Here is a 23283-nt window from a genome sequence, read left to right as displayed (position 1 = left end):
ATTGCGAATTCCAAGGCTGTCGCAACCAACAATTCGAACGCGGTCTCGGCGGCGATTGGCGTGAATATAGCGGATCTGAAAAACGAGGTCATCATCGAGGATACCGGCGTCGTGCTGACCGGCAGCAGCGTCGAAGTGCGTGCCGTCACGCCCGACGTCAACGACCCGAACGCGTTCCAGGTGCAGGCGCTTGCGGGGGCCGCTACCGGCAATAATTCGATCGCCGGCGGTATTGCCGTCAACTACGTCGATATTCAGACCGATGTGGACGTTGGCAACAACGCCGCCCTGACAGCGAATGCGGGCGACGTCGTTGTCAAGGCGCTGTCCTATAACGAAGTTCAGAACCTCGCCGGTGGCGCTGCGCTTAGCTCCAAGAGCGGAACAGGCGTCGGGCTCGCTATTGCCGTTAATATTTTCAACAATTTTGATACCAAGGTTGATGTCGGCAGCAACGCAACCCTGACCGCGAATGGCGGTGGATCGGTTTCTGTGACTTCGGATGCGAAATTGTTGCCGAAGACAGATACGCTGCAACTGCTGGATGACGGAGCTGACCCGGATTCCGACCTGGATGACATACTGACTGAGGTGGAACTGCCGTTCACAAGTTTCGCGTCAGGTATCGCGGCTGGTAACAGCGGAACCGCAGTTGGCGGGTCTGTGAATGTCAACGTCGTACTGATGGAGACGAAAGCGACCATCGGATTCAATGCTACGCTGGATGCTGATGATGCGGTGACAGTGAGCGCGACGGATATTGTCGAAATTTTCACCGGTGCCGGTGGTCTTGGGATTTCGCTTGGCAACAGCGGCGTGGGCATCGGCCTTGATGTCAATGTTATCACGCGCGATACGCTGGCGCAGATTGGTTCACGGGCCGACCTGATTGCAGGAACCGGCGATATCCTCGTCAAGGCCGACAGCAACGATACCGTTACCTCGATCGCCGCAACGTTCGGCGCAAGCGGTGGCGCGACGGCCGTCGCGGCCTCGATCGGCGTGGTTGTATTCTTCACTGACACCCAGGCCATCGTGAAAAATGGCGGTGCTGCAGATGCGAACAACACCGTGCTTGATGCGGGCGGGAACGTATCGGTTCTGGCCGAAGGCGATGCGGATGTCTTCATGCTGGCGGGTGGCGTGGCCTTCAGTCTCGGCGGCGCGGGCGCGGGCGTGTCGAGCGCTACTCTGGTGCATGAAGACACGGTCAGAGCGGTAGTTGAAGGCAATGCGCAGCTGATTACCGGCGGCGATGTCGGCCTGAAAGTCGATGCGAAATCGACGGACAACCTCATTATGATATCGGCGGCGGCCGGCGTGTCAACGAGCAGCGCGGCGGTTGGCGGATCCGTCGTTGTTTCCGTTCAGACAGAAACTACCGAAGCCTCCATCGGGCGTGGCACAACGATTACGGCGCAGGACGGCGACGAGGATCCCGATGTCGCCGTCAAAGCCTCGGATACCACGGACATGCTGGCCATTGCCGGATCGGTGGCTGCGTCGGCTGGAAGCGCGGGCGTCGGCGCGGGTGTGAACGTCCACACGCTGACCAAGACCACCACGGCCTTCATCGACAATGATGTCGAGGCTGACGTCGACGGCAATGTCACTGTCGATGCTTTCAGCGCGGAAGATATTTCGACAGTGTCGGCCTCGGCTTCGGCCTCGACATCCGCTGCCGTCAACCTGACGGCGGACGTGTTTGTTCTGACGCTAACGACACGCGCCTATATCGGCGACGAGCCGCGCCTCTATGACGATCCGGCTGATTACAACGCAGCACTTACCAAAGCGGATATTGATGCCAATGGCTCAGTCCGGATCGAAGCGGTGGACGAAACCGAGCTTGACCTGATCGTGGGCGGGGTATCGATCGGCGGCAGTGCCGGTGTTGGTGTCGCGGCGGGCGTCGCGGTCGTCAACAAGGTGACCGAGGCCTTTATCGGGGCTGGCGCAGACGTGACGGGCCAGGGCAATAAGTCGCTGGCCGCGCGAACCGGTAGCTATGACACCTCGTATGTCACCGAAGACGCGGCGATGGATAGCACAGCTTACGAGGCAAGCGCCGCATCGGCGCCGAGCAAGTCCGCGCTGCGTGCGAACGCGCCGACCAAGAACGATCTTGAAATCGGCGCTGGTCAGAGCTCGGAAGTGACCGGCCAGATTTCAAGCGATTATGATGGTGACGGGTCAGACGACGCAGGCAGCGACAGTGCGCAGGGTCTGACCAAGAAACGCCTTGCCTCTGCTGCGAAAAACATGGGTTTCAGTGGTGTTGCCGTGACGGCGAGCGCTAAGGACGATATCGAATCCTTCGCCATCAGCGGGGCAGGGAGCGGAACCGTCGGCGTCGCTGTCGGTGCGGCGGTCAACGTCATCAATTCCGACACGTCGGCCTTTATTGGCACCGATGCGGATATCAATCAGCACATAGGAACGCCTGCGGGTGCGCAATCGGTAATCGTTGGCGCGGCGTCTGATTTCAATCACGTCGGTGTCGGTGTTGGCGCGGCGTTCGCGGGAACTGCGGCGTTCTCGCCGGGTGTGGATGTTTCTGTCGTCGACCTCAACACCAAGGCATGGGTCGGTGCGGGATCGACCATCGATGCCTCAAACGATGTCTATGTAGATGCCAATGCGCAGGCCGATTTTGTCATCGTCGCATTCGGTGTTGCGATTAGCGGAACCGCCGCTGGCGGCGGTGGTGTCAGCGTTGTCAAGCTCACCGATGTAACCTCTGCGCATATCTATAGCGCCTCGGATAATATTACCGATGTCCAGGCCGGTGGCGATGTGGTGGTGCGGGCGCAGGACGACAGTTCGATGCTGATGGTATCGGGCGCTGTTGCTGTCGGGCTCGGCGGCGGCGGTGTCGGCGCTGGCGTCGGCGTTATGCTGTTCGACAAGGATACCACCGCCGAGATCGGCGACAGCGCCAAGATCGACGCGGGCGGCAATGGCTTGATCGGTGTCGATGACGTGCTTCTCGACGGGTTGAAAGAGAGCGACGGAAGTTTCAATCGCGGCACGGCACATGGCCTTGTCGTGCAGGCCGACAGCACGGAAAGTCTGTTTAACATCGGTGTGGCTGCCGCGGGCGGCCTTTATGCCGGTATTGCGGGTGCGGTGACCGTCAGCCTGATCGACAGCGACGCCACGGCCCGCATCGGGCAAAATGCGATGATCAATACGCGCAACGCCCTGACGGCTGATTCTATTGATCAGGGCGTCTACGTGGGCGCATCTAACGACGCGAGCATGATCGACGCGGCAGGCAGTGTTGCGGGTGGTATTGCGGGCCTCGCTGGTGCGGTCAGCTTCGGGACCATGAAGAATAACGTGAATGCATCGGTCGGCACAGGTACTGTTCTCAACACCAAGACCGATCTGAGCGTCAATGCGCTGGCCAAGCGCACTCTGGAAGGCTTCACGATTTCAGGGGCAGGCGGCGTAGTCGGGCTTGCGGCCTCGATCAACGTCTGGTCGATCGGCGAAGATTTCGGTGCGGTCTATGACGATTCCGAAAGCGAGAACACGGACGGCGCCGCCGCCAGCGAGTCGCAGAACGCGCTGAACAACGAAGATGATTCAAAAAATGCGTCGACTGAAACGCAAGGAAATGTTGACGACACATCCGACGACATCAATGATGGCCTCTCCAGCATGGATGACTCGACAACCAGCGGCGACATCGAGGAAAACTCCGCCGATGACCGTGCTGGCAAAATGCTGAAAAGCACCGCGCTGAAACTGGGTGAGGATGAGAACAGCTTTACCGGATCGGACATGAATCTTGCGCTCACGGCGGCCTCTGCCGGGCCGCAGCGTGGCGTCAATGCCATTGTCGAGAGCGGCGTGATCGTTAATGCGGGCGACGACGTGAATGTTGATGCCTCTGAAGAAATCACAGTCAAGGTTGTGGATGGCGCCGTTGCCGTTGGATTCGTCGGCGCGGGTGGTGCTGTCGCGGTGTTTAATGTCACTAGCAAGGTTCAGGCCAAACTTGGCGGAACAATTACCGCGCAGGGCGACATCACTGTTGACGGTTATGGCATGCGCGATATCGACTATACTGCATTCGTCGGGACGGGCGGGATTGCCGCGCTTGGCGCTGCCGTCACGGTGATCAACGACAACAGCACGTTGCTGGCAGAAGTATCCAACAATTCGATTATTCGGGATGCCAACAGTCTCAGCGTGGTTGCGGAAACGGATCAGGACTTCAAGTCCAACACCGTTGGCGTTGCAGTTGGGGGTGCTGCAGTCGGTGCCGCGTTCAGCAAGATCCGAGCGGACGACGGCAACGCGAGCACCATCGAAACGCACGCCCGCATCGGCAACAATGTCGATATCGGTCTGTCAACTGAAGAGCCGGGCGCACCAGGCGAAGACCCTGTGACTGTCGATCATGAGGTTGGCGACATCACCGTGAAAGCAATTTCGACCATTGATTTCAACGTCGACCTGACCGCAGGTTCGGCGGGCGTCGTCGCGGGATCTTTCAACTTCGTCTACGTGGACAATGCATCCAAGGTGCGTGCCGAAATCGGCAACAACGTCGAGATCGATTCCAACGGTCAGATCGAAGTTCTGGCCCGGGCATCCCATAAGGCCGATGTCGACATCATCGGGGTCACAGGCGGTCTGGCTGCTGCCGGCGTAACGCTCGGACGGGCCAAGTTTGACTCGGATGTGCGCGCCAAGGTCGGCAACAACCTGAAGTCCGACAGTGAAGGCCTCGATGTCATCGCGCTCTACAATCATAACCGGCTGATGGATGGCACCATCGTCAAGGATGCAGGTCGCGGCGTGTTCGTCGACACCGGCGCGGGCGGCGGCGGGTTGTTCTCGGGGCAGGGCTCGGTGCCGACAGCCGAAGACACCACCGACGTTATTGCGGAAGTTACCGCAGACGCAAACCCGGCAACCTCGGGTGCGATAAACACCGGTGCCGGCGATGTACTCGTCGATGCCCATGGCGCGTTCTACACCGAAGCCAATGCCTTTGCATTCTCGATCGGTGTCGTAGCGGCGGGTGCTTCGATTGCCACAGCCAAATCGCGCGGCAGCGTCAAAGCCAGGATGAACGGCGACATCACCGGAGGTCAGAATGTGACGATTCAGGCTGTCGCTATCTCGGATGCGATTGCCAGCGCGGAAGCCGCCGGCGGCGGCTTGATCGAAGTAACGATTCCGATCTCCTATGCCGAAGCGAAGCCGGTTATCGAGGCTTCCATTGGGGCTGATGCAACGACCACGGTCGGCGGTGACATAAAGGTAAATGCGGTTTCGGATGGCAATGCGGATGCGTCGGGCTCGGCCAAGGCCGGATCTCTGGCGGGTGTCGGTTCGATGGAAGTGACGAGCGTGGTGTCGCCCACGTTGAGCGCATTTGTCGGAAGCGGCGCGACCATTGGCGGGGCGACGCTCGACATTAACGCCCAGCATAACTTCGAAGTTGCGGCTGGACGGAAATCGAAAGCCTATAGTGAAGCGGGCAAGGTTTCGGCGCTCGGATTCCAGTTTACCGAGGCGCGGGCGATCGCCTCTGCAACGCTTGACAGCTATCTCGACGGAGATGCGAACGTGACGCTCGACGGCGCGCTAACCATCTCGGCGAAGGGCGTGAATGACGCCGATGCCGATGTCGAAAGCCTGAATGTAGGGATCATCGTCAGCGTTGGCGAAACCGACACTTATGCCGAGGCAAACGGCTCGGCCATGGCTGGTATCAAGTCTTCGGCTTCGGCATCTGCCACCCCGAAAATCCAGGTCGGAGGCATCGGTATTGTTGCCACCACCAGCGACACCGCCAATGCCAAGACAGTTGCCGCTGCAGGCGGGCTGGTCTCATCGTCCGCGAACAGCGCCGTTGCTTATGCCAATTCCAAGGAAGACAGCAGCAACTGGGATCCGTTGAGCAATGACGATAGCAATTTTACCCGTGATTCCAACTACGTGGCGGCCAAAGCCTATATAGGCAGCAATAGCGCGATCCTAGTGACCGACGATAATGGCGGCACTGGTGACGTCTCGCTCACCGCGGGTGCCAAGCCGCAAGCCGATGCCTATTCCAAGGGCACGTCGGGCGGGGCCGTGGATGTTGGCGGGTCGTTCGCCGTGGCTCGTCTGGAAGCCGTGGTTTCAGCAACGATCGACAGCGGCGCCGTCATCGACGCCAAAGGAACAGTGTCGCTGGATGCGACGGCGACGCCGGGCACGGGTGTGGTTCCCACATTCGAGATCGACGGCATCAGTGTTGATGATGATACGCTCACGGTCGCGGCCCATGGCCTCGAAACCGGGCAAATCGTGGAATATGTCGACGATGGCGGAGTCATCGGCGGGCTTAATGGTTTCGTGACGGAAATCGTTCTCGACTCCAATGGTGTCGAGACGACCGAGAATTTCAATCGCGAATATGCGGTCATCGTTGTTGATGCCAACACCATTGCCTTCGGGGCAGAATTCGACGGCGCCACGATCAACCCGCTGACCGAGGAAATCACATTTGAGTCCGAGCATGGATTACGAGTCGGCGACAAGGTCATCTATCGCGACGGCGGAACAGAGCTTCCCGGGCTGACCGATGGCGATCCGTATTACGTGATCGTTGTGGATGCGCTGACAATCAAGCTGACCACGAATCAGGCAATCGCCCTCGATCCCGAAAGCGCCTACAAGTCCTTCCTTCCGTCCAGTGTCGATGACATCGGCGATGCTTCGGCCACTGAAGACAACACGATTTTCGGCTTCACCCATGGCTTCAGCGACGATCAGGCGGTGACCTACGAGGCGCCGGAGGCATTGATCTTCACCGACCGTCAGGTGGATGTCCACGAAAGCAACACGATTTCAGGTGGTTACCTGAACCTGTCAACGGTGGACAACGATTACATCCGGTTCTCAATCAATGATGGGTCGAGCAACGAGGGGAAACCATTTAGCCATGGTCTGGAAGACAATGACCTTGTCCTCTACCGCGTTGAATTTGTGGATGATTCCACCAATCCGGTGGATGAAGATGGAAATGATCTGCCCGGCTTTGCAGATCCCGGCGCGACGCCGATCGGCGGGCTGACGGAAGATACGCTATACCGTGTGGTCAAGATCAACGACAGCACCATCGCGCTCAAACGCGCCTTTGCCGAAAACGTCAGCGTCTACTACGACAATAACGGCTCGTCTGACCGCATCATCCGAGATGATGGCGGCAGCTGGATCGATGACGGATTCAAGGCAGGCGAAGACATCATCATCACCGGCAGCAATGGGAATAACAACACCTACACGATCAGCACCATTTCCGACAGCGAGATCGTGCTGGCGGGCAACCTGAGCTACTTCAACCGCGTCGAGCAATCAATGACGCTTGGCTATGAAGAGGTCAGTTCAACCGACTATGTGACGCTGACGCTTGGCGGCGGAACCCAGTGGAGCGATGTGTCCAGCTTCACCGTTGGACAGACGATCGAACTCGCCGGCTTGCCGCTTGGCGGCACCGCCACGATCAATGCGATAAACGGCGACACGATCCGGCTGAGCCGCACGGATGCCGGTCTGGCGGTCGGTCCGCATGCAGGGGCTATCGTGCAGGCGACAACCGCGGATTCCGATACCTTCGATACCGAGATCATTTCGCTGACGCCGGACAAGGGTTTCCCCTTCGACGATCTGAGTACCGCGAATGACACGAGCCCGGGCAATGCAACGGATCCGGGCAATTCCGACATTCATTCGCTGATCCGTCTGGCGGACCTGCCGCTGCAATACAATGATGGCGGTCTTGTCGATCTGGTCGATGGCCAGACCTATTACGTCGACCTTGTCAGCGCTACCGAGTTCGGATTGTCGCTGACCCCGGGCGGCGCCCGGCTGGACCTTGACGCCAATGCCGACGGGGTGACGAGCCATCGCCTCGGCGCGATTGCCGAAGATATCAGCGTGGGCACGGGAAACCACAGCCTCACCATAGATCTGACCAGCTTTGCTAGCGGCGGTACGTTGCTCGGGCCGGGCGGTGTGCCGCTCAGCCTGTTTGCGCCGCAATCGGGCGATGGAATCTCGTCGGCCACGGCAAAAGGCTCCAGCGGGGCGATCATCGGCGTCAAACAGAACCGCGCCGACCTGACCTCAACCTCTTCAGCAACAGCGGCGATCAACGCCGATCTCGTGCGTGCCGGTCACGACGTGACCCTCAACTCGCTGGCTGATGTGCACCAGACCGTCAGCACGACGAATGGCTCGGGCGGTCTCGTGGCCGTGGGCAATGTCGACTCTCGCACCACGACTCTGCTGACCAGCCTGTCGGTAATCGGGGCCAATACCCAAGTTGTCGCGGGCAACGATCTGCGGATCACCGCAGGCGCGGATGCGAACTCTGACAGTGCAGCAACCTCCAAAACCGGTGGATTCGTCGGCGTCGCGAATGCCGACAGCCGCATCAATCTTGACTACAATGTCGATGCGACGATCGGAGATGACGCGGTCATCCTCGTTGGAAACCTAGCCAAGCTGGCCGCATCGGGTGCGGTGCGCGGCAAGTCGACGTCGACCGCACGTGGTAACGGGTTCGGTGGCGATGGCGAAGGCCGGTCAGACTTCATTACCGACAGCGCCCGTGCCGACGTTTCGATCGGTGACAGCGCCAAGCTGGAGGCGCAGGAGGTGATCCTGCAATCCACCGTTGGCGATGCAAGTGACAATAACTCCTCCTGGGCCACGAATATCAGGGCGGATTCCGATGCGCGTGGCGGGGGATTTTATTCCGAAGGCACGGCTAACGCGACTGCCAAGTACCAGGCGAACAACGTCATCACCGTGTCGGCGAATGCCGAAGTGACGGGCTATCGCGGCGTCGATTTCATTACGTCTTTCGATGACGTGCGCACCAAGGCCTCGGCATATACCCGGTCGTCCGGTCTGTTCGGTTATGTAAGTTCGGACACGACCGTGCAGCAGGATCTCACTGGTCTTGTCACGGGCGTCGATAATGCCGAAATCATTGCCGGTCCGCGGATCGAGTTGGTGACGCCAGGCGTGGCCAATCCAGATGGCGAATTCACCGAGCTGGCGCAGTTCAACAATGCCAAGTTCCGCCTCGCGTTCTATGTCTCCACCGTAAACGGTGGCCATACCACCGTGGACAACAACGCACGACATTCCAAGCGCTCGCTGGCCACAGGCGGGTCGGACGAAAGCGGGGACCAAAGCACTGATTTCTCGGAAAATATTGCGTTTGACAGCGATGTTACGATCCTGTCGGGCCGCTCGCCCGAACTGGATGTGATCCGTGATCTCGTCATTGATGACCGCGGCTTCATTCAGAAAGCGATAAACGTCACGATCGACGATAGCGCCGAGGGTACCGATTCCACGCTCGACTCTGGCCAAATTCAGAGCAACCTGATCGTAGTCAATGATATTGGTAATCCGGGTCCCGGCGATGTGGCCTTTGACTCGACGACAATGGCCGGCGCCAACGGCGTCTGGACCTTCCGGGAAACCCTTGAGCGGGTGCGGATCACGAATGCTTCGGATCGCGATATCGAGATCAACAACATCGACGTTCAGTCGAGCGACAGGCCGCTGGTCTGGCTCAATCCGTCGAAAACCGCGCCGCTGACCTTCACGATCAAGGCGGAAGTTGCGCCGACGCTGATCGAGATCATCAATACCGGTGACAGCAATGTCATCATCGACGGTACGATCAACAACCCGATCGGAACGACATCAATCATCAACACGGGTGGCGGCGGCTTCGGTTCGATCCTGTCCGGCAAGGACCGCGGCGTGACATCGCCTGATGGAAGAGCCGCGCTGATCATCACGAATATCCTGAATGTCGACGCGGCAAACGATGTCGGGTCCAACACCGAACGGCTGAATGTCGATCTGGTCAGCGTTGCGGGCCTGCCTGCCAGCCTGGGCTTCGCGAGCAGCCAGGTCAGCGCGCTCAGCAATTCGATCTTTGTCGGTCAGAGCAGCAAGTTCGTCGATGGCCAACTGGTCCGCTACAACTCCTCGAGCCCCGATATCGGGTTGACCAATGGTGCTTATTACTACGTTAAGGTCAGCGATGATGGCCTGTCGGTGCAACTGTCGCTGACGCCGGATGGTGCAGCAGAAGACCTGTTGGCGGGGGCCGATTTCTCTGACACCCATTCGCTGACGACGGTTGAAGCGATCACCGTCGATGCCGTGGATAACATCGACCTCGATCTGCGCGCCCTGAAGCGCGAGGGCGTCGCCGCGGGCGAATATATCGTCAACGTTGACCGGATCGCTGCCGGCAACACGGTCGACGTGCTGCTGCGGAATGGCCTGCACCAGACCAGCACAGCGGGTCGCGTGGGCATTGCGGTGGAATGGGACGACGATGCTGTCGTCGGCGACAACTCTACATCTGTGGGAAGCAACTACTTCGAGTTCTTCTTTGAGCCGGATTCCGGGTCAAATTCCTATGTTGGGCCGATCGAAGGCTTTATCGGCACCGAACTGGTGCAGACGACGATCCTGCAGACCACCTATGACTTCCGCGGGCTTGATCGCGTCACCAAAGATCGCATCATTGCCGGCCTTGAGGCCGGGGCCGGGACTTATGCCACGTCGAACGAGAACGGCGACATCATTGTCAAGGCCGCCAGCACAACTCCGGGCGAACCGCAGATCAACGTTCTTGCACTGACGGAAATCGACAACCATGGCGTCAATTACAACGACGGCGACATCACGGTGGTGACCGACGGGTATATCGCGCTCACGGAAATCTCGGATCACATGCGGGTGGAAGAGATCCGGTCGACCGGGTCGGACGTGCTTCTGTATTCGCCTCAGTCGATCATCGATGCGAATAACGACGACAACACCAATCCCGCCGATGTATCTGGCCGGAATATCACCATGGTGTCCGCCTCTGCGTCGCTGCTCAACGCGGCACCTGGCTTTGTCAATCCTGACTCCGCCGATGTCTTCACGCAGGTCAGTGCGCCTATCGTGTATGACAGCGGTCTGGGCGGTGGTATCGGCGAGACCGGAAACTATCTTGAGATCAACGTCGCAAATGCCGACAACGCGACGGGTGCGCTGCGGGCCTATGATGCTGCGGCAGTCGCCCTGACCGATGGTATTTTCATTGACGAGATCGACGGCGATCTTCGCACCTACATCGTTTCCACCAGCGACGCTGTCAGCCTCAGAACCAAGATGGGCTCGATTCTTGACGCCAACGGCGATGATGAATGGGCGGCCAATGTGATCGCCCGGACGATTGATCTTGACGCCAATGGTGGCTCGATCGGGACGACAACCAACGCCTTCGAAATCGACAGCCGCTTTGATCTGCCGACGAACAGCAGCCTGACGCTGGAGCTTGACGATGTCGCGCTTGAGGCGGATGGCGACATCGTGGTCATCGAGACCGAGGACGAATTGCGCCTTGTGCTCGCCCACAGCTATCTCGGCGATGTCATACTCACGGTGCGCGAAGCCGATGATACGACGCAGAATCAGGATCTGCTATTGATCAAGAATGGTTCGGCCCGTTTCGCTGAAACCAACGGTGTACAACCGGGCACGCATGATGATGCCCTGCGACCCGTGCCACACGGGCTGATCCTAGCCGAACAGGGGTATGTCGAACTGCGCGTGGGCGACGATATTGCAACCCACGAGAACAGCGCCATCGTGGCCGCAGAAGCAATCGACATCTTTGGCGATGACAATGGCGACCTTGGCTTTGCCGACGACGATTACGGCGCGGATATCATTTTGCGCGGCCAGATCATCGCCGGTGCGGTGATGGTGGCATTGGGTAACCGGGTGCCGGGTTCACCAAGCACGCCAACGGGCACAACCCGCAGCGCGCCGATCGGAACATGGCGCCCTTGGGGTACGCAAGACGATATCTTGCAAGACGGCACGGCTGACGGGATCACTCGGGTCTTTGGCAACACAGACGTCGATCTCATCCAGTTCGGTGACACGGGCGGTTCCACTGGCATGACCGGATGGGGCGATGACGGGTATATCTATCTGGGCTCGGAAACCCGCGCCTACGGATCGGCAGATGCGGTGACCGGCGATTATGCCACGCCCGATGCCCGGGATGACGGGCAAGATAGCTTTGTCGTCTATTACTTGCAGGATGCGGCGACACAGACCTCTCCGGCCATCGAAACGATCACCTATGCGACAGTGCCCTATGACACTGAGACTGCTGTGGTTGGCGAGCTTTTTGACCTCTCGGTGCTGGCAATGCACACACTTACGCTTGATGGTCAGTCCGATACCGACACCTACGAAGTGTTCACGCTCGGAAGCCAGGGGGATGAACGTAATTATATCATCAACATTCTCGATACTGGCGAAGAGGATGACGGCGTCGACGAGGCCTTCATCTATGGATTTGACAGCGATCTGAACGGGGTCGATGACCCGAACGACGATATCTTCCTGCTGCGTGCGGCCTCGTCCCTGCCGGGCGAGACTGCGGATCGTCCGGGCTATGTGGCTCTGCTGCATGGCACGCTCGATGGATATCAGGATGTTCTGCCCGACACGTTTGACAGCGGCGAAGTTCAGCGAATCTCCTACGATGCTGGGCTGAACGGACGCCTGACGATCGAAGGGCAGGGTGGTAACGACCATTTCTATTCCGATGATACAACGGTCATCACCACCATGGACGGCGGCGAAGGCAACGACGTCTTCCAGATCGGCCAGATATTCGGCGAAAACCGGAACGAGGCAGACGGGAACCTGCTTGCGCAGGACGTCTTCCCCGACCTCAGGCCCACAACGCGTGGCTGGCTCAGCCGCGGATCGTCGGCGCCGATGCTCGCTCAAGGCGGCAGTGGCAACGATGAATTCCGTGTCTATTCCAACCAATCCGAACTGCGGCTGGAAGGCGATGACAACAACGACCTCTTTATCGTCCGCGCCTTCGCGATCGCTGCAACAACGGATTACGACTGGAACGAAGACGGTACGATTGATGTCGCCGATCTTGATGCCGGAGTCGCATTGCTCGAAGACGTCGCGGCCAATGGCGATGCGGCCTTTGCCGGTCGCGCCGACGAGGTGACGCTCATGGCCTTGCTGTCGGATGGAGGGGGTGGCTATATCACCGACCGCAATGCGGACGGCGGCATTAACTATCTCGACGTCTTCATCACTGTCGGGAACACCCAAGATGACGTTATCGTGCTGGATGAAGATGGCGTGGCGAGCCCACAGATCGGACTCGGATTCTCTGTCGCGCAGGCGCCGGATATCCGCGCCGGCGGCGGCCAGGACGAGGTGCGCTATAATATCAACGCCCCGGTCTCGGTCGAAGGCGGCACGGGCTTTGACAAGCTGGTGGTTCTGGGTACCGAATTTGCAGATGACATCGCGATAACTGACAAGGGCGTGTTCGGCGCTGGGCTGAACGTGCGGTACTCTACGGTTGAAGTGGTAGAGGTCGACGGACTTGAGGGGGATGACAAGTTCTTTATCCGCTCGACGGCGTTTGGCGTGGCCTACCGTGTAATTGGCGGGCTCGGCTCTGACATCATCAATGTTGCCGGCGACGTTCAGGAAGACATCGTGACGCGCGAGCTTGAAGGTGTTTCGGGCGCTGCGGATCACATCGTGGTCTCCGACGATTTCCTTTACGACGGATCTGTCATCGACGGGCTGGATTACAACGTCACGACCGATGGCGAAGGGCTTGTTGTCATTGACGAAGGCACTGATGGCCTGACAGCCGTGCGCGAGGGTGATACCTTCCGCGAAACCGACAGCTACACTGTGCGCCTTGCCCGCCAGCTGATCGGGGATGAGGTCGTCTACGTCACTGTCTCAGCCGCCCGTTCACCACAGGAAGAACAGGACGGGACCTTGCCGAATGACGGCCTGCCCGGTGGAAACGGCGACAGCATGTGGGTGTCTTCCACAGGTTCGGCGGGGACGAGTATCTCGCAGGCTGAAATTCTTGGTGTGGATTATCTCGACCCGACAAATTCGCAGGTCGGTGACGATTTCCTCCGCGAAATCGTGCTGGACGGCACCACCTATTATGTGCCGAACCGTGCGGTGGTTCTCAAGTTCACCAAAGACAATTGGGATACAGCCCAGACGGTCAATCTGCTGGCCGTGGACGATCTGCGCGCTGAAGGTGACCGGGTGACCGTGGTTCAGCATTCGGTGATCTCGAACGCAGACGATTACGACGCGATCGACGTTCGCAACGTCGAAGTCGATGTACGTGATAATGACACGCCCGGTGTTCTTGTGACCGAGATCGAGAATGGTTCGGCAACTATTGTCGCCGGCGTTGTCACCGCCTTTACCGAAGACGGTCGCACGCTGGTCGTCGAAGGAACCTCGGACTTGGACGGCACAGAACTGACCGATCAGATTCTCGTCCGGCTTCAGAAAGCGCCCGAAGCAGGTGACACCATCGTTGTCAAAGTTAACCTTGGCGGGCTTTATGGCGACAGCGCACTGACCGTTCTGACCGATCAGGCCATCGAAATGAGCGATGGCGGTACCGGTCGCTTCGATGCGCTATCGGGCACGATCTCCTTCGATTCCACCAACTGGGATCAGGGCGTTCTGGTGACCATTCACGCCGAAAATGATGATGCCCGCGAAGACCCGGAAACCGCGGTGCTCGGCTTTGGTCAGAACCTTGCCGACATCACCGCCGACATGGAGCTTTCGGCGTGGTCCGATGAAGATGGCGGTCCGGAATTTGCTGCCCTCAGCCTGAGGTCGGGTGGCTGGATTGCCAGCGGCTTTGAGATTGGCGAGATGGTCACCATTTCCGGGGTTGTAGGGATCACCAACGCCGAGATCATCGGCTTTGACAAGGCCGGGCTCACGCTGATCCTGAATGTTGACGGCACCGGCATCGTCGAGACCGATCTTGTCGGTGTCACCGTCACGCGCGATGCCCCCTCCGGGGCCACGACGCTCGATGCCAATGGCGATTACGTCTTCCCGAACCTGCGCTCGGGCACCGGCCTGCTCGATATCGAGGTGATTGACAACGATACGGCAGGGTCGGTCGTTCTGGAAAGCGGGCGCGACACGGTGCTTATTCCCGACGATCTGAGCACTAACCCGGACGACGAATCCATCTCCGATACCTATAGTCTGCGTCTGACCAAGGCACCAACAGCCGATGTGAATATAGCGGTTGTGACCGACGGTCTGGCCAACGTGACAAGCATCGACGGGGTTGCGGTAACTCTGGACGATTACGTCGAGGTTGGTGGCCTGCGCGCGGCGCAAGTCTTTGTCGGCTCAATCATTTTCGATGATACAGGCGCCAATGCCACTCTGACGCGCGGCACAGGCGAAGACTTCGGCAGCTTCGTTTCCGAAGGCTGGGAGGCCGGCGATCTGATCCGGATTTCCGGATCCGGCATTGCCGATAGCGACTTCGAGGTGCTGTCGGTCACCGAGTTGGTACTGACCTTGGTTCAAAGCGATCTCGATCCCGTCGGACCGGCGATCGCCATGGTCGAGGTCGAAGACGATGTGGTGCTGTCACGTCTGGCAGAGCGCGACGTCTGGTCCGGCACGGTGGCCTACACCACCGTTGACGGCGCACCGGCCCTGATCCGCACCGAGGCATTCGGCGCGACGAATGAAGACGTGCAGGGCTGGCTGAAGGAAGGATTCCTTGAGGGACAGTGGGTCAGGATCACGGATGGTACGAACGAGATCGAGGCGAAGATCGCCATTATCCGCGGCTTCAACGCGACCCAGGATCACACGATCCAGTTCACGCTTGATCCGAACGCAGATGTGTCTGCCGCAGCATGGCTGACCGATGCCGCTGACGATGAGGTCAAGGTTACGCGGATTGCCGCCAATGCGGTCTTTACGCCGACGGATTATTACCAGTTGCAGGAGGTCGAGCTGACGGCTGATCCCTATTACGAAGTGCCAACCACGCGCGAAGGGGTCAAAATCTTTCCGGTCAAGGCGCATCGCCTGTCCGATCTTCGCGGCCCGCTGGCTGTCGAGGGCGGCCCGTCTGGGGCAGACCGTTCGCTGACAAATGGCGTCAAGCTTCCGGGAGAGGAAGACAGTTTCCTGATCGCCATCGGCACGCAGCCGCCGGAAAGCCAGCAGATCGACGTGCTCAACATCTTCAACGACGGTTCGAAAGCCGACGCCTCGGGTGTGTTGACAGAAACCACCCTGTCGGGCTTCGGCATGGGGTCAGATCTGGTTTTCCCGAATGTCACCGGTCCGCTCTTCGGTGAAGGGGCCGAAAGCGAAACCGGCACGACACTCGTTTTCCCGGGCGGAATCAGCTTCGGCAAGGTCAATTTTGGCGCCGCTGCTGTCACCAATGATACCCAGTTCAGCACAGTCGAAGTCGTCAACGTCTTGCTCGGGGAAGGCAATGATCTTCTCGAGGTCGAAGGCACGCTCAATCCGGCGCCTGCGGTTTCGGCGGAAAATGAGTTCACCGCGATCGAAGACTGGTCGGACAGCGACTATCAGTTCCTCTATGACCGGACAGACTTCGAGGGTCACTTGGTTATTACTCGCGACGGGTTCAACTGGAAAGCCGAGGGTTTTCTGGTAGGCCAGACGGTCTTCGCAGAAGGCACTGACGGCTCCCTGGTCGAGTTGGGGAGGGTCATAGGCATTGAAGACGCCCTGACCTACACGGTGGACGATATCGATCCCAAGACGACCGAGCCATATCGCGATCCGTCCGACAATTCACTCCTGATCCTGAGCGCTACTGGACTGGAGCCAGGCGTTGACTTCGGCGGCTCGACCAAGCTGATTGCCGAAGATGACGACGTGATCGAGCTTCTGACGGTCGATGTGCTTGCGGCCACGGCTGCCGGTGCGACATTGCGCTGGAACGCCAATGATGGAACGACTGGTGCAACCGGCTGGGCCGATGCGGGCTTCCTGGAAGGACATCTGTTGAATATCGGTATCGGCAACCATGCCCGCGAATACCGTATTGTCGAATTCAGCGACGATGGCATGGATATCGTCGTCGAAGGCGCCGGGCTCGACGGGCTGAGCACGCTGTCCGACACGTTCTGGGTGCAGGGTAGCCATGGCGGACTGACCGTGCTTCATGGTGGCGGCAATCTTTATGTCGACGTGCTCGGCAAGTTTAACCTGAACACAGAGGCTGGCCAGACCGAGGCCGCGCGCCTTGACGGCCGCAGCTTTGTCGAGGCAGGATTTGCGGTTGGCGACCTGATCCAACTGGAAGGCGAGACCTTCACCCGTACGATTGTCACCCTGGAAGACGCGGTGGCCGGTGATTACGGCGTCACGCCAACCTTCGACAACTGGGGCACGGATTCGGTCATGGTGCTCAGTGCGCCAAATGACGGATCGACTTCCAACTATACAGATGTCGATACGGTTACGTTGAGTGCGCATCCCGAAAACCTCTTCCTGATCAGTAAGGTGGAGGCCAAGGAAGTCACCGTCACGATTGATGTGACCGTAGAGATTTCAGTAGTGCCGGGAAGCACGTCAACCGAAGGCTTGGAAACCGTGGTCGTGCTCAACGACCCGGCGCAAACCTGGTCGGATCTTGGCTTCGTAGCTGGTGGCGTGATCTTTATTGAGGGCTATGCCGGTGCGTTTACCATCGCTGACATCCTGGCGGATGACCGCACGCTTGTGCTGCTCGATGCCGCCTTGGGCAATTGTGGTGACGATCACGGTCGTGCGACCCTGACGATCACGACCTACGACCGGACGACGGCCGGCGAACAGCGCAAGGGGGGCGATCACTTCATCGTCACCGGCGGCGCCGGGCCCGACAGCCCGCTGGTGATCTATGGTGATACCAGCCAGGATGGCATCTGGTACTCGGGCAATCCAAACGATCCCTATGGGCTTGAGTTCGGTGAAAAGCCCTTTGATCCGTTCCCGAAATTGCCGGATGGGCAGAATGAAGACGACGAGTTCATTTTCGCTGTCGCCAATCCGTTCGATCTTCACGGTCACGACATTATCGACGCCTCGGCGCTGTTTGCAGATGACGCCGCAGCGGGGATCTACAAGAGCGTTGGCATCACCGCCTATGGCGGGATGGGCGACGACCTGATCATCGGCTCGCAAACCGGCGATCATCTTGCGGGTGGATCGGGTAACGATACGATCATCGGTCAAGCCGGTACCGATCACATCTATGGCGACAGCGGTTTCAACGTCAATATCCTGACGCGGGCCTTGACGGTTGCCACGATCGATGCAAGCCCCGAGCCGACGCTGATCGAAGGGCAGCCCCATGCGGAAGGCACCTTTGCGCCGTATGAAAGCCCGGTACGCGATCCCCTTGGTGACCGTGTCGGCGACACCACCGGTCTCGACAATATTGCCGGTGCGGGCGACGACATGATAATCGGTAACGGTTCGGCCTATACCGACAATACTCCGGACATCATCTTCGGTGATCATGGGCAGGTCGAACAACTGGTCGTTGATCCGAACCAGCCCTTTGCTCTGCCGCAAAAAATCCAGACGACCGAGCTTTCGACCGTTATCGCGATTGTCACGACGGAGTTTGCGACTGGCGGTGACGATGTCATTCTCGGCTCGGAACTCGACGACATCCTGATTGGTGGCGCTGGCAACGATGCGCTTGACGGTCTCGACGGCGACGATCTGATTTTTGGCGACAATGTCACGCTCAGCCGCATGGGTGAAATCGATGGCAATCTTTATGACGACATTGCCAGCCTGCGCTTCCAGACACTGGCCGGAACGCTCATGTATGGTCGCACAGACCGCGCACCGTCGGACGGTTACGGCACCGAAGTGAGCCCGGGTGTCTTCGAGATTACCGAAGATGGCAGCGGTGTGCTGATGGTCACGCTTGAGGACGGCGAGCGTGTCGCCCGCGATTATCGTGATCCGAACGGACCGGGCTGGTGGAACGAGTATTCCATTGATTATGCCAAATTCCACACCTTCGAGATCAATGACGGTATTGCCGGGGCGGGCACCTTCGGGAATGACCTCATCGCAGGCGGCGGTGGTAATGACCAACTCTTCGGTCAGCTTGGCAATGACATAATCCAGGGAGATGGAACGATCCAAGGCGCGGTTGCCGGTCGTGGCGACGGCACGTTCGACGGAATCGAGCTTCCAACCGGCTATGTAAGTGCCGGGCGCGCCCCGCAAGGCCCCGAAGATCCCGTCGGCCCGCTGAAGGTCGTCGCTGCCGGTGCCGATATCAACGGCGTCGATGGAAACGACTATATTGAGGGCGGCGGCGGCTGTGATACCGTCTTTGGCGGCCTGGGCCAGGATGACATCGTTGGCGGCTCGTCGAGCTTCTTCAGCCTGACGAATCCCGATCTGCGCCCCGACCACGACGACATGCTGTTTGGCGGAACCGGCGCGGCGGACGAAATCGCCCGCAACAGCGCCGAAAACACCGACGGCTCCACGGTGACCCTGTCGCGGCATGCCTCTGATGCTGATGTGATTGCCGGTGACAATGCCGATATCGTCCGCATCGTGGGGATCAATGACACCGATGTGCTTGACGGAACCATTGATCTGAGCGATCCGGCGGCGTTCGCGTCGGTTTACAGAGAGCTGTACGAAACGCGCGACGGCCTCTACCTGGCCTTCGACTACGACACCTACAATGCCGAAGACGGCGAGCGGATCATCGTGCGCGGGGTCAGCCAGCTCGATTACAGCCCGGGCGGACCGGACTTCCTGCGCGACGACCCAGCAGGCATTGACGGCGATTTCATCACCGATCCAACCTACGCGGGTAATCCCAACACCGATCTTGCCTACAAGGTCGAGGGCGATACCTGGCGTGAAATGTTCGGCTTCTGGGCTCTGCGTGACATCGGTGGAAATGATGAGGTCCACGGCGGTATCGGCGATGACGTCGTGTATCTCGGCGGCGGAAACGACATCGCCTTCGGGGATGCCGAAAACGATGACATCATTGGTGGCTGGGGCAATGACTGGATTTCGGGCGGCACCGGCATTGACGGCGTACTCGGCGATGACGGTCGTATATTTACCCAGCGTAACGAAGGACTTGCGGGTGGCGAGACTTTCGGCGAGGCTTTCTCGGAAGATCTCTATGGCACACTGAAACTGCTGACCAACGATCCCGATCGCCGGACCAGCCAGGGCAACGTGCTGAACGAAGAGATTTATACGCCCGGACGCGTGCAGCAGGAAACGATCAACATCGAATTCGAGCTGGTCAAAGCGGTCGATCTGACCCCGTTTGACGTGATCGACAGTGCGATCAACCCTGTGTCTTCGGCCAATCCGACATCGCACAACCCGTATTTCGCGGATGACGTGATCTTCGGCGGTCTTGGCACCGACTATCTGCACGGCGGATCGGGGGATGATGCGGTGGGCGGCCATGAGGCGATTGCCGAAGGTTACATCCTGCTGTTTGGCGACGGCGAAACACCGGGTATAGACGATGTCAGTGGCGACAATCCTGATGCCGTTGCGCCGATCGGCCTGACGCGGACCGATTTCACACGTCCTTGGAACCCTGGTAACATCCTGCTCTTCGGCGATGGCGACGAGCATTGGAACGAACCGACCCCGACACGCGAGCGCACCGGCGAATTCTATCTCTATGACGAATACGATCCGCGGCGCGTGATCCTGTTCCACGACGATGGAACGGTTTGGAAAGATGGCTCGCCAGATGGCCTGAAACAGTACTTCCTGAACGCTCCCGATAACGAGGGTGAGGCGGTCCTAAGCTATGTTGAATTCGCTCCGAACGGCACACCGATCGGCGATCAGGTCGCCGTTGAAAGCGACGGCAATGATCGGATATTCGGCGACATGGGCAACGACTGGATTGTCGGCGGTACGGGCCAGGATCGGATTTACGGCGGCTTCGGCAACGATCTCATGAATGCCGATGACGTGATCGGAACCGATATCTCCGTATGGGACACTGGTGCATTCGGCTCGGCAGACGAGGCCGACGGAGGCCTAAATTTGACACCCGAGTCGCACCTGTCTTGGGAAGACCGGGTCTTTGGAGGTGCCGGGCTCGATATCCTGATCGGAAACACCGGCGGCGACCGCCTGATCGACCATCTGGGCGAGTTCAACAGCTATCTGGTGCCCTTTGCCCCCTTCGGTATCGCGACGGTCAGCCGTCAGGTTCCGCCGCAACTGTGGGATTTCCTCGCGGCTCAGGCCTATTCGGACGGCGTGGATATCACCCGGACCAGCGACTTGGGCGCTATCGAACAGGATTCGCGGTATTCAAACGTGATCCAGCTCCAGGGCAACCCGCATGGCGAAATCGGCCTTGTCACCCAGCGTGATCGCGGGTTCTGGCAAGACCAGTCCGGCCCGCCGACCGACCCGCAGGCCGGTAATATTCCGGGCGGGCGTCGCGACATCCTGCGGTCAGCAGATTTCAATGACCGGACCATGGGTGGCTTCGCTGCCGATCAAGGACAGTTCACGGCCACGGGCGGCGTACTGGAAATCAGTGCCGACATTAATTCAGGCAAAGCCTCGTCCGTATTCCTGCTCGATGATTATCTGCCGAGCTATTACGAGGTCGAAGCAACCTTCAATCTCGACAAGCCGACCGGTGGATGGAAGGCTAATGGTTACGTGATCTTCGACTATTACAGCGACGTTGACTTCAAGTTTGCGGGCCTCAATGTGTCCACCAACAAGATCGAGATGGGCTATGTTGATGATTCCGGCTGGCACTACGTCGTTCAGTCGAACAAGCCGGTCCAGATCAAGCCGGGCAAGAACTACAGCGTGACCGTCGCCGTCAACGGCAACAACGTGACGCTCGCTGTGGCTGGTGTGAACTGGTTCACCTACGATTACACACCGAAACTTGATGTTTATGGCGATCCTATTCCGCTCAATCGCGGCATGGTGGGTGTGGGCATGGATGGCTCGCGCGGCAGGATTGACAACTTCAAGGTTCAGGTGCTGCCACCCGACTGGACGCTGGATGAAACCGACGACTTCTCGCCGCCGGTGGCCGAGCTGCCCCGCGTGTCGCAGTCAAGTGGCTGGAACGAGGGATCGGGTGTCCTGACCGGTGTTGCCGCAGGGCTCGCCCCGGCGGTCCAGACGGTCGACCTCGGTGTTTCGCTTGGCTCCAACAGCATTCTGGAAATGGAAGTCGATGTGAAAGGCGACGGTACGGCTGGCTTCGTGTTCGACCGCTATGATGCGCTGAACTACAAGTTCATTGTTCTCGACACAGCGAACGACCGCGTACTTGTCGGCCATGCCACGGATGAGGATGGCCAGGTCATCGACGGCGTCTTCGCATTCGATCTCAATGCCAATGTTAACGACCGCCTCAAGGTGACGATCCAGGGCGCTGGTCTCGGGATCACGGTCAACGGGGCGAGCGTTGGTCAGTTCGGCTTCAATGCCGCTCTTGTTGACGGGGCGTTCGGTCTGATCGTGCTCGACGGCGAAGCTATATTCGACGACTTCCGCCTTGCCACCAATGACGAAGCGTTCAACACCGCGTTACAGCTCGCTCAGGAAAGCTATGAGGCGCTTTCGAGCGAGACCTATATCGAGGGAACGCTCAGTCAGGCCGAGGTTGAAAGCGTGTTCGCTATCGCACTTGAAGATTGGGCGGCAAGCGGTTTGATCTCGGAAGAAGAACTCGCGTTCCTTGGAAATGTCACCCTGAGCATCACCGATCTCGAGGGCTCGACTCTGGCGCGGACGGTTGGCGACGATACGATCCTGATCGATGCGACGGCCGCTGGCGCAGGGTGGTATATCGAAAGCGATGAAGAACCGTCTGCGGGCGCCATCGTGACCTCGGGCGTGGATTTGTTGACCGTCTTGAGACACGAAATCGGTCATTTGCTCGGATATGAACACGATCAGCTTGCCATCATGGCCGAAGAACTTGAGACATCTACGCGGATCGAAGTGGGTACAGAGCCGACGGCAGAACCGACAACAGTCGCGCTGACGCCGGATGACGACCCCGTGCCCGTAGATAAAATAAAGGGGAAAGGCAATGACAAGCAGGGAGCACTGATCTTCGATCCCGTTACCGGATCCTTGGTTGAATGGGAGGACGCGCAACAGATCGGCGCAATGCGTACCGCAGGCGAGGCCGGGGTAGTTGTCCTGGCAGCGGCCACGGCCTTTGCCAGAAAACCGCTGGCCCATAAGGCCGCACCCGCGTCAACCGTCGTCGCCAGTGACAAGAAGATCCAGAAACGCGGCTTTCTGAGCCGCCTGGGAGCAGCCTTGCGTCGTAGCGCATGA

Annotated in this window: 1 protein-coding gene (only partly in view); it reads left to right on the top strand. The window is 59.0% G+C overall.

Annotated elements, in window-relative coordinates:
* A protein-coding gene (locus ROG8370_RS14195; protein WP_170925254.1) for an LEPR-XLL domain-containing protein crosses the window boundary here: on the top strand, window positions 1-23283 show its 3' portion. Its footprint begins 5589 nt before the window's first position; only the last 23283 of its 28872 coding nucleotides appear in the window; its start codon lies off the left edge, out of view; the stop codon is at window positions 23281-23283.

It is taken from the genome of Roseovarius gaetbuli, from assembly GCF_900172365.1.
Taxonomy (GTDB): domain Bacteria; phylum Pseudomonadota; class Alphaproteobacteria; order Rhodobacterales; family Rhodobacteraceae; genus Roseovarius; species Roseovarius gaetbuli.
The sequence above is the reverse complement of the archived record's forward strand: the minus strand, read 5'-3'. Positions and strand labels throughout refer to the sequence as shown.